General features: G+C 69.5%; 14 protein-coding genes. 4 read left to right on the top strand and 10 right to left on the bottom strand.

Going from position 1 to position 14334, the window contains the following annotated elements; all coding sequences use genetic code 11:
- Positions 1 to 96 precede the first annotated feature (96 nt).
- The gene (gene lpdA / locus ACYSUO_RS32320; protein ID WP_461779759.1) at positions 97 to 1500 is read left to right on the top strand and encodes a dihydrolipoyl dehydrogenase; all 1404 of its coding nucleotides are present in this window, start codon (positions 97 to 99) and stop codon (positions 1498 to 1500) included.
- 41 nt (positions 1501 to 1541) lie between these two features.
- On the opposite strand, the gene ACYSUO_RS32315 is transcribed toward lpdA, so the two are convergent.
- Positions 1542 to 2033, bottom strand: a complete 492-nt coding sequence (locus ACYSUO_RS32315) for a PaaI family thioesterase (RefSeq protein WP_461779758.1) — start codon at positions 2031 to 2033, stop codon at positions 1542 to 1544.
- Positions 2034 to 2151: 118 nt separating this feature from the next.
- Between ACYSUO_RS32315 and ACYSUO_RS32310 the strand changes: the two genes are divergently transcribed.
- Positions 2152 to 2625, top strand: a complete 474-nt coding sequence (locus ACYSUO_RS32310; RefSeq protein ID WP_461779757.1) for a winged helix-turn-helix transcriptional regulator — start codon at positions 2152 to 2154, stop codon at positions 2623 to 2625.
- A 403-nt stretch (positions 2626 to 3028) separates the two neighbouring features.
- Here ACYSUO_RS32310 and ACYSUO_RS32305 read toward each other — a convergent pair whose 3' ends face one another.
- The 4 genes from ACYSUO_RS32305 to ACYSUO_RS32290 all read right to left on the bottom strand — a co-directional run bounded on the left by ACYSUO_RS32305 (position 3029) and on the right by ACYSUO_RS32290 (position 6146).
- Positions 3029 to 3589 carry a GNAT family N-acetyltransferase gene (locus ACYSUO_RS32305; protein ID WP_461779756.1) on the bottom strand — a complete coding sequence of 187 codons (561 nt, stop codon included), beginning with the start codon at positions 3587 to 3589 and terminating at the stop codon, positions 3029 to 3031.
- Between the two features lie 459 nt (positions 3590 to 4048).
- Positions 4049 to 4516, bottom strand: coding sequence for a DUF4352 domain-containing protein (locus tag ACYSUO_RS32300; RefSeq protein ID WP_461779827.1), 468 nt, complete (start codon positions 4514 to 4516; stop codon positions 4049 to 4051).
- 315 nt (positions 4517 to 4831) lie between these two features.
- Positions 4832 to 5416: an SUKH-4 family immunity protein gene (locus ACYSUO_RS32295; RefSeq protein WP_461779755.1), complete on the bottom strand. Its 585-nt coding sequence runs from the start codon at positions 5414 to 5416 to the stop codon at positions 4832 to 4834.
- A gap of 58 nt (positions 5417 to 5474) precedes the next feature.
- Complete coding sequence (locus ACYSUO_RS32290; protein WP_461779754.1) at positions 5475 to 6146, bottom strand: TetR/AcrR family transcriptional regulator; 672 nt, start codon at positions 6144 to 6146, stop codon at positions 5475 to 5477.
- A 196-nt stretch (positions 6147 to 6342) separates the two neighbouring features.
- Between ACYSUO_RS32290 and ACYSUO_RS32285 the strand changes: the two genes are divergently transcribed.
- Entirely contained in the window at positions 6343 to 7593 is a 1251-nt protein-coding gene (locus ACYSUO_RS32285; RefSeq protein WP_461779753.1) for an FAD-dependent oxidoreductase, read from the top strand.
- Between the two features lie 47 nt (positions 7594 to 7640).
- Here ACYSUO_RS32285 and ACYSUO_RS32280 read toward each other — a convergent pair whose 3' ends face one another.
- Positions 7641 to 8867: a serine hydrolase domain-containing protein gene (locus tag ACYSUO_RS32280; RefSeq protein WP_461779752.1), complete on the bottom strand. Its 1227-nt coding sequence runs from the start codon at positions 8865 to 8867 to the stop codon at positions 7641 to 7643.
- Positions 8868 to 9059: 192 nt separating this feature from the next.
- On the opposite strand from ACYSUO_RS32280, the gene ACYSUO_RS32275 reads away from it, so the two are divergent.
- Positions 9060 to 9836 carry a MerR family transcriptional regulator gene (locus ACYSUO_RS32275; RefSeq protein ID WP_461779751.1) on the top strand — a complete coding sequence of 259 codons (777 nt, stop codon included), beginning with the start codon at positions 9060 to 9062 and terminating at the stop codon, positions 9834 to 9836.
- A 56-nt stretch (positions 9837 to 9892) separates the two neighbouring features.
- On the opposite strand, the gene ACYSUO_RS32270 is transcribed toward ACYSUO_RS32275, so the two are convergent.
- The 4 genes from ACYSUO_RS32270 to ACYSUO_RS32255 form a co-directional block, all read right to left on the bottom strand.
- Positions 9893 to 11221 (bottom strand): ROK family protein, encoded by a 1329-nt coding sequence (locus tag ACYSUO_RS32270; protein WP_461779750.1) that lies wholly within the window; start codon positions 11219 to 11221, stop codon positions 9893 to 9895.
- A gap of 125 nt (positions 11222 to 11346) precedes the next feature.
- Entirely contained in the window at positions 11347 to 12270 is a 924-nt protein-coding gene (locus ACYSUO_RS32265) for a sugar phosphate isomerase/epimerase family protein (protein ID WP_461779749.1), read from the bottom strand.
- The gene (locus tag ACYSUO_RS32260) at positions 12267 to 12665 is read right to left on the bottom strand and encodes a C-glycoside deglycosidase beta subunit domain-containing protein (RefSeq protein ID WP_461779748.1); all 399 of its coding nucleotides are present in this window, start codon (positions 12663 to 12665) and stop codon (positions 12267 to 12269) included. The genes ACYSUO_RS32265 and ACYSUO_RS32260 overlap by 4 nt, the downstream gene beginning before the upstream one ends.
- Before the next feature lie 48 nt (positions 12666 to 12713).
- Entirely contained in the window at positions 12714 to 14261 is a 1548-nt protein-coding gene (locus ACYSUO_RS32255; RefSeq protein ID WP_461779747.1) for a GMC oxidoreductase, read from the bottom strand.
- Between the last annotated feature and the right edge of the window lie 73 nt (positions 14262 to 14334).

Raw genomic sequence — 14334 nt, 5'->3', positions numbered from 1 at the left:
GTGACTCCGAGCGCACCGCCGAGCTGTGTGCCAAGCCGTACGCCCTTCTATCCCCGGCGGGACCATGACCGGGGTGGAGCGACAAGGAGAAACCGAATGAGCAACACGCACTACGACGTCGTCGTCCTCGGCGCGGGTCCCGGCGGCTACGTCGCCGCGATCCGCGCCGCCCAGCTCGGCAAGAGTGTCGCCGTCGTCGAGCAGCAGTACTGGGGAGGTGTCTGCCTGAACGTCGGGTGCATCCCCTCCAAGGCGCTGCTGCGCAACGCCGAGCTCGCCCACACCTTCCACCACCAGGCGAAGGAGTTCGGGATCTCGGGCGAGGTGACGTTCGACTACGGCGCCGCGTACGACCGCAGCCGTCAGGTGGCCGACGGGCGGGTCAAGGGCGTCCACTTCCTGATGAAGAAGAACGGCATCACCGAGATCGACGGGCGCGGCACCTTCACCGACGCGCGCACCCTCGACGTCGCCCTCACCGCGGGCGGCACCGAGATCGTGACCTTCGACGACGCCATCATCGCCACCGGCTCGACGGTGAAGCTGCTACCCGGCGTCGAACTCAGCGAGAACGTCGTCACGTACGAGACCCAGATCCTCGCGCGCGACCTGCCCGCCTCGATCGTCATCGTCGGCGCCGGGGCGATCGGCATGGAGTTCGCCTACGTACTGCGCAACTACGGCGTCGAGGTCACCGTCATCGAATTCCTCGACCGGGCCCTGCCGAACGAGGACGTCGAGGTGTCGAAGGAGATCGCCCGCCAGTACAAGAAGCTGGGCATCAACCTCCTCACCTCCACCAAGGTCGAGACCGTCGACGACGAGGGCTCCTCCGTCACCGTCACGTACACCGACAGCAAGGGCGAGCGCGCCGCGATCCGGGCCGACAAGGTGCTCATGTCCGTCGGCTTCGCGCCCCGCACCGCCGGCTACGGCCTGGAGAACACCGGCGTCACCCTCACCGAGCGCGGGGCCATCGCGATCGACGAGTACATGCGCACCTCGGTCCCGCACCTGTACGCCATCGGTGACGTCACCGCGAAGCTTCAACTCGCCCATGTCGCCGAGGCCCAGGGCGTCGTCGCCGCCGAGACCATCGCCGGGGCCGAGACCATGCCGCTCGGCGACTACCGGATGATGCCGCGCGCGACGTTCAGCTCACCGCAGGTCGCCTCGTTCGGGCTGACCGAGCAGCAGGCGCGGGACGAGGGCCACGACGTACTGGTCGCGAAGTTCCCGTTCACCGCCAACGGCAAGGCGCACGGCCTCGGCGAGCCCGGCGGGTTCGTCAAGCTCGTCGCCGACGCCGCGTACGGCGAGCTCCTGGGCGGACACCTGATCGGCGCCGACGTCGCCGAGCTCCTGCCCGAACTCACCCTCGCGCAGAAGTGGGACCTGACCGCCGCCGAACTGGCCCGCAACGTCCACACCCACCCCACGCTCAGCGAGGCACTCCAGGAGGCGTTCCACGGCCTCACCGGCCACATGATCAACTTCTGAGCGGGCATCCGGCACCGGACCCCTGCGGCGGGGCTCCGGTGCTACGCGGGTACCGGGAAGAGCAGGCAGCTGCTGGTGGCGTGGGCGAGCAGGCGGTCGTCCGCGTCGACCAGCTGGGCCTGGGCGAGGGCGGTGCGGCGCCCGCCGTTGACCACCGTGCCGATGGCGCGAACCCGGCCCGTCTCCGCGGTGATCGGCCGCAGGAACTTCACGGTCAGGTCGAGCGACGTGTACGCCATCCCCTGCGGAAGTGTGGACTGGACGGCGCAGCCCGCCGCCGAGTCGAGCAGGGTGGCGAACACGCCCCCGTGCACGCTGCCGATCGGGTTGTAGTGCTCCTCGCCGGGCAGCACGGAGAAGACCGCCCGGCCGTGCTCCACCTCGTCCAGGTCGAAGTCGAGGGTCTGGCCGATGGGCGGCCGCGGGATCTTCCCCGCCTGCAGCGCGCGCAGGAAGTCCAGGCCGGCCATCTCGCGGGCGGACTGCGCCGGGATCGAGGGATCGTCCCAGCTGTACGTACGCGTGCGTCCCACAGTCCAGCGCCTTCCGTCCGGCCGCCCTCGGGCGCCTCACCATCTGACTTCTTTCAGTGAAGCTAGCCCCGCCCGCATCTGACTGTCAACGGTGAAGCCAGGGCCCTACGATGACGGGATGGAGTGGCTTGAGGCGAGCACGGAGAACTGCCCGGTCCAGCGCGCCCTGGACGTGGTGGGGGAGAAGTGGACGCTGCTGATCCTGCGCGACGCCGTCAACGGGGTGCGCCGCTTCGACGACTTCCACCGCCACATCGGGCTCTCGGAGGCCGTCCTCAGCGACCGGCTGCGTAAACTGACCGCGGTCGGCGTCCTGGAGACCGTCCGCTATCAGGAGCCGGGCCGCCGCTCCCGCAACGAGTACCGACTGACCCGCAAGGGCTGGGAACTGTGGCCCGTCCTGATGGCGCTCGGCCAGTGGGGAGAGCGCCACGCCCTCGGCCCGGAGAGCCCCGGCCCGGTCCTGGACATCCGCCACACCGACTGCGGCGCGCCGGTCCATGTCACCGTCCAGTGCGCGGCGGAGCACACTTCGCTGACTCCCCGGGACGTCACCGCAGAACTGGGGCCGGGGGCGCGCCGGCGGGTGTGAGCGGGGTGGGCGTTGCGGGGGACTCGCCGTGGGGCCGGGTGCAGGCGCCGTACTGGATCAGGCGCGGGTGGAGGGCTGCTCGGACGACCTCACCAGTGAGTGGTCCTCCCTGCCGTCCGGTCGTGACTGCTACTGCTATGTGAGCGGTGCTGGTGGGCACTTCGGGCCCGGGCGGCGGTTGAGGGCGCGCCCCAGAGGTCGTTGGTGTTGCTGCGTCTCAAGTGTGCGACCAGGACGACGCGTTGTCGCAGGAACAGACTGCCGGCCCGGCCGTGCCCGCGGCCCGCGCGCCGTCGCCCCTGCGGCGGCGATCCCAGGAACCTGCAACTGCGTTCGTCCGGTGCGAGGAGGCGGAGGGGGTCCGCATGATGCAGGTATGTGACCTGGGAATTGACGACAGGTCCTAGCGGTCGGCCGTCGGGTGCCACTCGCGGCGGAGGAGGCCGAAGACCCAGGAGTCGGAGACGTCGCCGTTGACGACGCAGTCCTCGCGGAGGGTGCCTTCGCGGACGAAGCCGAGCTTCTCCAGGACCCGGGCGGACGCCACATTGCGGGTGTCGGTCTCGGCCTGGACGCGGTTCAGGTCCAAGGTCTCGAACGCCCACCGCAGGACGGCGTGCGCGGTCTCCGTGGCGTATCCGTGGCCCCACGCGGCGGCGTCGAAGACGTAGCCCAGGGACGCGCTGCGGAAGTCCGGGTTCCAGCTGGTCAGGCCGCACCAGCCGATGAACGCGCCGTCGGAGACGCGGTCGATTGCCACCCGCGCTCCCGTGCTTTCCTCCTCGATCGTCCGGCAGGTCGCGATGAAGCGCTGGGCGCGGGCCGGTTCGGTCCACGGCGGGGAGTCCCAGTAATGCATCACGTGGGCGCTGCTGTGCAGCTCGTAGAGCGGTGCCGCGTCGGCCTCGGTGAACGGCCGCAGTCGCAGCCGGGCCGTTTGCAGCTCGGGGGTGGGCAATGTCATGCGGAGCATCCTGCCGCGTCACGCTCACCCCCGGCCATCCGTTTATCCGCACGGTCGGAGGCGCGTACGTCCCCGGTGACGCCGGAAGCACCACATGGGCGGTGAGCCCGCACTACCGTGCCGGCATGGCGAGCAAACGGCGGGCCGTACTGGCGCACCCTCGGAACGCCGACCAGCCTCGCCCTGTACCGGACCCGATGAGTACCTGCACGAACTCAACTGTGCCGCCGGGAAACGTCGTCCCGCTGAAGCCGCTCTCAAGAAGCGCTGGCTGCAGGTGAATTGACATTGGGGCGACAGCACCGCTGCACCGCAGCGCTTCTGAACGCGCAGCGTGGCGGGCTCGCGCAGCGAGCGGCGTTCTCCATCTCGGCCCGGCGCCGGCCAGTTCGCCGCGCGTGATGGCGCACGACACGGCCCTGCCGCGGAGGAACTCTCCCGCGACGGGGCTCACTACGTTCACGAGGGCGGTAGGAGTACGGCGAACGAGCCTGTACCCGGGGCGTCGTGGTACGTGACGGTGCCGCCCGTGCGTGGAACGTCGAGGATGACGGTCCCTGTCGCGGACTGTCCCGGTGCGTACTCCGTGTCGAGGTCCGGACCGTCGACGATCTCAAGCGTGGTGCAGTCCTGAGGCGCGGTCTTCGAGTCCTGCCACGTCATCGCGCCGTACGCTGCGAACTGGCCGGGCGCCTTGCCGACGTTCTTCAACGTCAGCTTGAGGGCGACGTATTGGCCGTGCTCCGGCTTGTTCGACGTGTCGAGCTCCGTTGCCGTCACGTACTTCGCTGACTCCACCTTGACGTTCATCCGCGTCTTCACGGCCTTGCCTGAGTCGTCGTGGACGTCGAAGGGGCCGTTTGTCCCGGCGACAAGCACCGGCGCCTGAACGGCCGGTGGCTCTTCGGCCGGCGTGGCGGCGTCCATCTCCGCCACGGACGCAGACGCCTTCGCCGGCTTCGCCTCACCCTTGGCCGCATCCCCGCTTGAGCATCCCGTCAGCACAGCGACGAGGACTGCAGGAACGGCCAGGAAAACGGCACGTCGAATGTAGGCCCTCTTAACAACCCCCCCATGGAACAGCGGACTCCCCAGACCGCGTGAAGCGCAAGCGTAAGGCATGCGCGGAGAGCAGGAGGCGCAATCGTATGGGCAGGAGGCACGCCCAGACAGCCTCCGCCTACAGCAAAAGCAACAGCATTGGCTTCAAAGTGCCTTGCAGGGTGATCCTGTCATGCGGGATCAATAATGCAATTCAGGATCGACGATGCAGTCCAGGACTTCATGCCAGCGGGAATCTGGATGCTCCAGTGCCGTTGGGTCGATTTTCTCCATGGCGTCCTTGGCTCGGCGGCGCGTTGCCTCCGGGTCGCCCTCGCCTTCCTGCTCATACCTTGCGTGTTCGACGTCGAATTTCGGTCGTTCCGACTGCAGTACATAAAGAAAATGAATGAAATTTCGGAGACTGCTGTTGAGTGGATAGATTCCAGATTCATCGGAGAGGCAGTAGACGACCCCGGTGGATGCGTCGAACGCAATGTCGTCATACGGGATTGTCCCGAGTGAGATCCACTCTTCGGCGCCCTGCGGAATTTCATCAAACCGATCCGTGAGGCCGACGTCCCAGTCTGAAGTGTGCTGGAGTCGTTCGGAGACCTCGTCGTCCATGTCGAACCATGGATTCTCCCAGACCGGGAGTCCAAGCGTGCGCAGTACCTCCCTGGAGTCGACGTCTGAGATCTCTCCCAGGAGCTCCTCACCGAGGAGTATCAACTCGTCCTCAGCAAAGACAGTCAACATTTCATCTCGAGTTAGCGGGCTGCTCACGTCGCTCCATTTCCATCCGCGGGCTCCTGACACACCATGAAGGCGATGCGGTGGTGTCTCACCGCACCGGGGCGGCCGGGGACGCGGCCAGCAGGCTGCGGCCGGCCGTCAGGGCGAGGTGGGCGGTGAAGGTGTCGTGGTCCACCGCCTCCGTGGCGAAGTCCGCGCCGTGGGCGGTGCGGACGACGCACGCGGAGAAGATCGTGGCGAAGCACTGGCGTACGGCCGTCTCCGGGTCCGGGTGGGTGATCTCGTCGCGGACGCCGAGCAGGAGCGCGGTGAAGGTGTCGGCGAGGGTGTGGACGTGGGACCGGCCGCGCCGCAGCACTTCGGGGTGGGCGCCGGACAGCAGGAGCACGGGCTTGAGGAAGGCCGCGTGTCGCCTGAAGAGGTCCGTCAGTTGGGCGACGGCGGCGGTGATCAGCTCGTCCGCGGGCATGTCCCGCCAACGCTCCGGGTCACGGAAGGGCTGCTGGTCGGCGACGACGCGGGCGATGCCGTGCTCGTAGACGGCGAGGAAGAGCGCGTCCTTGTTGGTGGTTCGGTCGTACAGCGCCCGGGGAGCGACCCGCGCCTTTTCGCAGAGGGCCGCGATGGTGAACGCCTCGTAGCCGCCCTCCTCGACGAGTGAGACACCGGCGTCCAGGATGCGGGCCCACGCGCGGCGGGTGCGCTCCTGGCGCGGCTCGCGGATCTCCAGGTCGTCGGTGCGGCCTTCGGTGGTGGACATGGTGGCCATTCTCGCTCCTGCTCCCGTACTGCCGAACTCCCGGCCTCCTGGCGGAAAACCTGCTCGTAGCCATTGACACATGGGCCGGTCCGGCCGATCTAATGTCCCCGGAACAGAAAGCGTATCGCACACTACGCTTTTGATTGTCGGGATCACCGGAACCATCGGAACCATCGGGATCATCGGGAGACGCCTCATGCCGCACACCCCTTCCGCCGCAGGCCGACCGGGCCGGGTCGCCGTCGTCGGTGCCGGGCCCGCCGGGATGGCCGCCGCGCTCTCCGCCCACCAGGCGGGCCATGAGGTCACGCTCTTCGAGCGGCACGCCCAGACCCGGCCGGCCGGCAACATCCTGAATTTGTGGCCCGCGCCCATCAAAGCCCTCGGCCTGCTCGGCGTGGACATCGAGGACCTCGGAGCCCCCTGCCAGAGCGAGTTCCGCAATGTGCGCGGCAAGCGGCGCGTACGGGTCCGGCTGCCCGAGCATGTGGTGCGTGATTACGGTGGCGGCTTCATCGGCCTGCTCCGCCCCGACCTGTACGAGCGGCTGCTCGCCGCGCTCCCGCCGGGCGTGCTGCGCACCGACCACGCGCTGGAGAAGGTGGAGCAGGACGAGCGCGTGGTCCGGCTCCACATGGGCGACGGAACCGTGCACGAGGCCGACGTCCTGATCGGTGCCGACGGGATCAACTCCCTTGTCCGCCGCACCCTTTGGGGCGACTCGCCCATCCGGCCGCACCATCTGCAGCTCTACGGGGGCTACACCCTCGCCGACACCGTCTCCGCGCCCAAGGGGCTGTGCGTGCTGACCCACAGCCCCACCGTTCAGGGCGCCTGGACCGCCATCCGCAGCAAGGGCCGTGACGGCTTCCAGTGGTGGGTGCTCAGCGCCCACGACATCGACCGCCCGGTGCCGGACGATCTGCACGGCGCCGCCGCCCGCCTCGCCCGCGGCTTCCCCGACCCGCTGCCGCAGCTCATCGCCGCCACCGACCCTGACCATGTGCAGAGTTGGCCGCTGCGGGACCGTAAGCCGCTCAAGCAGTGGTCGAAGGGCCGGGTCACGCTGATCGGCGATGCCGCCCACCCCACTTCCCCGTACGCTGCCTACGGAGCCGGGATGGCAACCGAGGACGGCTACTTCCTCGGTCGGCGCCTTGCGGGTGTCGACCTCACGGATGGGCTGGCCGTACGCCGGGCCCTCGACGCCTTCGAGACGCCGCGCAAGCCGCACACCGCCCGGCAGTCGCAGACGGCGTGGGCGCTCGGCAAGGTGTTCCATCACGCGCCGGCTCCTCTACGTCCGCTGCGCGACGCCGTCCTCGATCACACGCCGCTGCTTCAGAAGGTCGTCGGGGAGGGGACGCCGGGGGAGATCCTCAAGCAGTTGGAGGAGATCGACCGGGCAGAGCGGGCGTTCACCGCCGTACGGGGCGGTGCGCGCTGATCTCCGCCCGGTCGAGTCCGTAACTGAGCCGACGGTCCACCCCGTGGTCAGTCGACTGCCTGGTAGAGCGTGGTCCAGAAGTCGTTCATCGCACGCGGCGAATCCGCGGTGGATAGTCCGACCTGGGTGAGCAGGATCCCGGTGAGCTGGTTGGTCCTGTCCGCGTAGGCGGTGGTGCCGGTGCCGCCGAACCAGCCGAACTGTCCGGCGGGCGCGTAGCCATTGCGCTCGGTGCGCACCGACATTCCGAAGCCCCAGCCGCCGTCCACTCCCTGGCCGGACGACACATGGGCGACGTTGCTGAACATGGCGTTCCTGGCTGCTTGTTGAGCAGGCGTCAGGCGGTTGGTGGTCATCAGCTCGACGGCGGCCCGGGACAGGATCCGCTCGCCCTCGTGCATCCCGTCGTTCAACAGCATCTGGAAGTAGGCGTGGTAGTCGTCGACGGTGGAGACGAGCCCGCCGCCGGCGCCCTGGAAGGCGGGAGGCGTGGCGGACCGGCCCCCTTCCGCCTCGTCCCACACCAGGAACTCGCCGGTCGCCGGGTCGGGCCCGTACAGCGGCGGCAGCCGGTCGATCTTCCCGGCGGGCACGTGGAAGGCGGTGTCCTTCATCCCCAGCGGATCGAGGACCCGTGCCCGCAGGAACGTCTCCAGCGGCTGTCCTGCGACCCGGGAGACGAGCACACCGACGACCTCGTTGCTGAGGTCGTACTGCCACCGGACTCCGGGCTGGTACTGCAGCGGCAGCTCGCCGAGGCGGCGCATCCACTCGTCCGGCTCGGGCGCGGGCCCGGAGGCCACGCTGTAGTCGAGACGCTCGAAGGTCGCGGCCCTGATCGGGGAGGCCATCGACTCGAAGTCGACGCCGAGTCCGAACGTGGAGGTCAGCAAATCCCGTACGGTGATCGGCCGTTGCGCGGGCACGGTGTCGTCCAGCGGTCCGTCGGGACGCTTCAGGACCTGCCGGTCGGCGAGTTCGGGCAGCCACGGATCCACCGGGTCGTCGAGCCGCAGCCGGCACTCGTCGAGCAGGATCATCGCCGCGGCCATCGTGACCGGTTTGGACGTGGACGCCATCCGGAAGATCGTGTCCCGGCGCATCGGTGAGCCACCGTCATGACGCATCGTCCCGATCGCCTCGACGTGCGTCCGGCCGCCGCGGCCGACGAGGGCGACAAGGCCGGGGATCTTCTTGGACTCGACATGCCGTGCGAGCACCTCGCGCAGTCGGCGCAGCCCCGCCTCGGAGAAGCCGTTGTCGCTCGTTCCCATGATGACGCTCCTGTTCACAGTGTGTGCTGTCACCGCGGCGCGGTGGCTGCCCGGCCCTTCGAAGCGACCGTATGGAGAGCGTGCATCCTTGACCCAGGGGCAAGGTCAACCCCCGGTCGGAACAGTGGGGTTGGATCAGAGGCAGCGGTCCGCAGTCATTCACGGACCACGAGGGGAAGGTGTGCAGAGTCGATGGTCAACGGACTCACGATCGGTCAGGCGGCGGCGTTCGTCGGTGTCACGATCAAGACGGTGCGGCACTATCACCGGCTCGGCCTGGTCGCCGAGCCGGAACGCGACGCCTCCGGCTACCGCCGATACCGATCGGGCGAGCTGTTCCGGCTGGTCCAGGTACGGACCCTGGCCGCGTCCGGTGTGCCACTGGCCGGGATAGGCGACCTGCTCGACGCCGATGCCGAGACCTTCGCCACCACCCTCGACAGCGTCCACCTGCGGCTCACCGAGCAGATCGAGGACCTGACCGCGCGCCGCGACCGGCTGCACCGTCTGGATCACGGCGACCGGGCCCTGCTGCCCGACCGGGCCTGCGCGGTCCTGGAGCGGCTGGCCGAACTCGGCTTCGGTCCCGACTACGTGTCCGTGCAGCGGGAGGCCCTGGTGCTGTCCCGGGCGCTGGTCCCGGAGATCTTCGACATCTTCCTGACCCAGCTCGAGCGTTCGCTCGACGATCCCGAGTCCGTCGAGCTGACCAAGCGGGGGTGGGAGGCGAGGTCCTGGGATCCGGACGACCCGCGGATCGAGGAACTGGCGTCGGCGATGGCCGACAAGCTGCTGGCCGACCGCGCGCTGCTGGCCATGCCGACGGAGTTCCAGAACCAGTCCGACGCCGCCTCCCGGTACGCACTGGTCAACCACCACCGGGAAGACGAGTCGGCGTCCGTCGTCCGGTTGAACAGGCTGGTCGAGGCGAAACTGGGGGCGGCCGGCATCGCCGTTCCCGGGCAGTGACGACCGTACGGGAGTACTGACGGCCGTCCGTAAGTGCTGCCGGCCGTCCGCGAGGATCAGGTGAGTTCCGCCGAGAGGCGTTGCAGCGTGGTGGCGTGGCCGAGAGGGGTGCCGCTCTCCACCCAGTGGGTGAGCGGTCCCGTGGCGAAGAGCCCCGAAGCGGCGAGGAGGCCTGCGCCGGTGACGCCTTCGAGATGGTCGAGGGACGCGGCGCGCACGGTCAGCCCGGCGGTGACGAGGCGGATGCACCGCGCGCGGACCGTCGACGAGACGAGGTCGACGAACCGGGGACCGGTGCGCAGCACACCGCCGCCCAGGACGAGGACTCCGGGGTTGCAGAAGTTGACCAGGTTGGCGATGACGTCGGCGACCAGACGGGAGCGCTTGTCGATCATCTCCAGGGCCAGCGCGTCGCCGGTGACCGCGGCCGCGCCGATCTCGCCGAGGGTCAGCCGGCCGGTCCGCTCCAGCGTCTTGGTGAGGTAGGGGCTCTCCGCCACCCGGCGGTGGGACTCCTCGAGCATGGACCAGCCGCTCGCGACGGCTTCCAGGCAGCCGGTCTGCCCGCACCGGCAGACCGCTGACGGGTCGTCGGTGACGTGCGTGTGGCCGATGTCGCCGGCCGCCCCGCGGTCTCCGCGCAACAGACGGCCCCCGTTCACCAGGCCCGCTCCGATGCCGGTGCCCACCTTGATGAACAGCATGTCGCGGCCGTCGCGCGGGGTTCCGCACGTCCACTCGCCGAGGGCCATGAGGTTCACGTCGTTGTCGACCCAGACGGGTGCGTCGTAGTGCTCGCGCAGCCAGGACCGGACGCTGAAGCCGTCCCAGCCGGGCATGATCGGCGGCGCCACCAGCCGGCCGGTGGCGAACTCCACCGGTCCCGGCACCCCGATCCCGATGGCCCACGGCCTGCCGAGCCCGGTCTTGAGGGCCAGCGCGGAGAACGCCGACTGCACGCGCTCCATCGTGGGCTGGGGGCCGGCATCGACGTCCCAGTCCTCGTGGTGCGAGGCGATGACGGCGCCGGAGAGGTCCATGATCGCGACGGTGAACTCGGACGCGCCCATGACCGCGGCGTAGAGGTGTCCCGCTCCGGCCCGGAAGCGCAGGGTCCGCGCCTGCCGGCCGCCGGACGACGCGGCCAGCTCACCGTCCTCGACCAGTCCCAGTGCGAGGGCCTGGTCGACGCGCTGGGCGACGACCTTGCGGCTGAGGCCGGTCGCGGTGACCAGCTCCGGGCGGGTGGTCGCGCGGCCCGAGCGGACGAGGCCGACGACGATCGCGAGGGGCGCCGCTTCGAGGGTCGGCAGGGTGGCGGCGGGGGAGAACGGCATCGGCTGCTCCGGTGGCGGAGCGCTGCCGGTCGGGACCGGGCGGTCCATGTCTTCCCCGTTCGTCGTTCCGCGTTCGCCGTCAGGGCGGTTGCCTTTGACGCGATGTTACGACAGCGCCGATGCGCCCCGAGGGCGGTGTCGCGGTGGCACCGCCGGCGGGGAGTCGACGGGCGTCAGTGCCCTCTGGCCTCGCGCTCCAGCTTCCGCAGCAGCGCGTGCTGGCGGCGGACCTGTTCGAGCGAGCGGTAGGGGATCCGGTCGCCCTCGTACTCGCTGGAGAGGTAGCCGGTGTAGCCGTGCTCGACGAGTGTCGTGACGATCTCCTGCCACGGGATGTGCGGATCGGTGAGGTCCTCGGTGATGTCGAAGAACTTCGCCTGGATGAAGGCGACATACGGCAGCACCGCCACCAGATCCGCCATCGGTACGGCCAGGGGGCGGCGCCACCCGGCCTCCTGGGCCTCCTCGTCGAGCCCGGCGTGGTGCGCGTCGGTCGCGGCGCGCTGGAAGACGCCGGTGTCGATCAGCAGCCGGAAGTGGTCGGTCCCGGTGCGCTCGATGAACGCGAGGTAGTCGTCGACGACTTCGTGCTTGATGGGGGTGGGCGCGTGGATCTCGGGGCAGATGACGATGTCGAGTTCGGCCGCGCGGTCCAGTACGCGCTCGATGACCGCCTCCCAGATGGGGTGCGGCTTGAGGTCCATCGAGATCACGCCGATCTTGGGGCGCAGGGTGGTGAAACCGAGGGTGGAGGCCAGTTCCAGGTCCCGGCGGAGGATGGTGACACCCTCGTCGACCGTCAGATCGCGGTGCTGCCACATGCGCGAGTCGATCCAGGACCCGTAGTTGGTGGCGGTGAGCCCGTGGCGGGCCAGGCCGGTGTGCCAGTCGTCGATCCACCGGGTGCTCGGCGTGGGGTAGCCACTGATGTTGCCCTCGCCGAGGATCTCGATGCCGCTCGCGCCGAGGTCGGCGATCTCGGCCATGGCGTCGTCGAGGGTGAGCAGGGTGTTGATGTCTCCGGTGTAGCTGTAGAGGGAGACGCCGTACTTCAAGGTGTCGTGTCCGCTGTCGAGGGTGTCGTGTCCGCGCGTCACAGGAGCGTGACCTTTCGCTCGGCGTGGAAGACCGAGGGCTGGAACTCGGCCGGGATGTACGGGGCTTGGAGGGCGATGTCGACCTCGAGGAGGTGCACGCCCGCGGGCAGGCCGCCGGGGTGGGGGACCGTGATGGTGGCCGCCTCGTCGAGCTGCCAGCGGACATCGGTCGAGGTACGCAGTTCGGCGCAGGTGAACTCGCGGCCCTGCAGCGTCCACCGTGGTGTCCCGCGGTCCCAGCGCAGGTCGCCGACCTTTACGGAGACACCTTCGATGAGGCTGCCCCACAGTCCTCGGTAGTTGGGCATCCGCAGGCGGAACTGGAAGCCGATGGTCTCCCCGTCGGCGTCGACGTTGCGTACGCCGCGGTTCTGGATGATGTCCCGGTCGAGCATGAAGCCTCCGGTGGTATGGATCGGGAAGGGGCGGTGAGGGCGGTGAGGTCAGCTTTCGGCGGCGGCGATGCTTCGCGCGCCTCCGACGGCGAGGGCGACCGAGGTCAGGGTCGGGTTGCAGGCCGTGGCGGTGGGGATGACGCCGTTGCCGGCGACGAACAGGCCGCGTACACCCCAGACTTGGCTTCTCGGGTCGCACACGGAGGTGCCGTCGTCGGTGGCGCCCATCCGGACGGTGCCCTGGTAGTGCAGCGAGGCGCCGGCCGGGAAGAGGAGGGGCGGGGTGTCGTCGAGGGGCTCGCCGAGGGCGGCCGCCGCGTGCAGGATCTCGGTCCGGGCGCCGTCGATGGCCGCGTGGTCCGCCTCGGTGAGCCGGTAGTGGATGTCCATCGCCGGCATGCCGTAGCCGTCCAACTCGTCGTCCCGGAAGGCGATCCGGTCCTCGGCCCGCAGATCCTTGGCGCAGAACCAGCCGAGCCCGACGACGGAGCCGGGCGCCAGGTCGTCGTCGGCCAGGGGCACCGGTGAGGCGTCCAGCTGCATGACCTGGCCGTGGTACGGGTGGGCGTCGGTGAAGGGCACCCAGGCCACGCCGCTGCTGGCCGTGACACCCACGCCGTCGTCCTGAGCGGGCGGGAGATCCGGCAGGTCCCGCATGCGCACGGCGTACACGAGCTGCGGCTGGTCGTTGAGGTAGCGCCCGAGAGCGGTGGGGCGGACGCCGGACGCGTACAGCAGTTGTGGGGTGCGCAGGCTGTCGGCGGCCACCACGACGTAGCGGGCCGCGACTTGGTGTTCGGTGTCCGTACGCCGGTCACGTACGCGCACGCCGCGGGCGGCCTGCCCGCCCTGCCCATCGTCACCGAGTAGGACCTGGGTCACCAGCGCTTCCGCGTGCAGCGAGAAGTTGGGGTTGGTCCGGGTGACGTCGCCGAACACCATGTCCGCGCCGCACCACAGGAGTTGGCCGTCCGGTGTGCGACGCACGGCCATCGGCATCGGCTGGATCTGCCGGTCCCCTGAGCGGTCGTGGTCGAGAGCCACCGAAAGGCGCTTGCGGACCTCGTCGGCGAACGGCGCGTCGGCCAGCACCTCGGCGGAGACGCCGAGCAGCCGCTCGGCCTCGCCCAGCCAGTCGGTCAACTCCGGGAGAAAATCGATGACTTCGCTGTCTCCGGGGCGTGGACACGCTCCCGTCCAGTGCGCGCCCATGCCGCCGACGTTGCTCGACATCGCCGCGGCGGGCAGCCCGTCCTCGGAGTCCCGCTGCCGTGTCTTCTCCAGCAGGAACGTCCCCGGACGCCGCAGCGTCGGCTGGTCACTGGCGTAGTCGTCCATGGTGTCGGTCGACACGGCCTCGGCGATCGGACGGGGTCCCTCGGAGGCGCGCTGGGCGCGGGCCCGCTGCTCGGGGTCACCGATGTTCTTCACGTGCGTACCCGGCGGGTCACTGATCAGCGGCCCGGCCTCGAAGACCGCGAGCCTCAACTGCGGCGCGAGTTCGCTCAGTGCGCGGGCGTAGGCGGCTCCGGCCGGGCCACTGCCGACGATCGCGACATCGACCTCGTCGGGGAATCCACTGGCAGAACGGGGCATCCGGGCCTCCTCTGTCTGACGCATTCACGGGCGCTCAACTTATGTGCCTGCAGAGCCTAAGGCAAGAGTGATC

The organism is Streptomyces sp. UC4497, from assembly GCF_054871485.1.
Note: the sequence above shows the minus strand (reverse complement) of the source record. Positions and strands in the feature narration are given on the sequence as shown.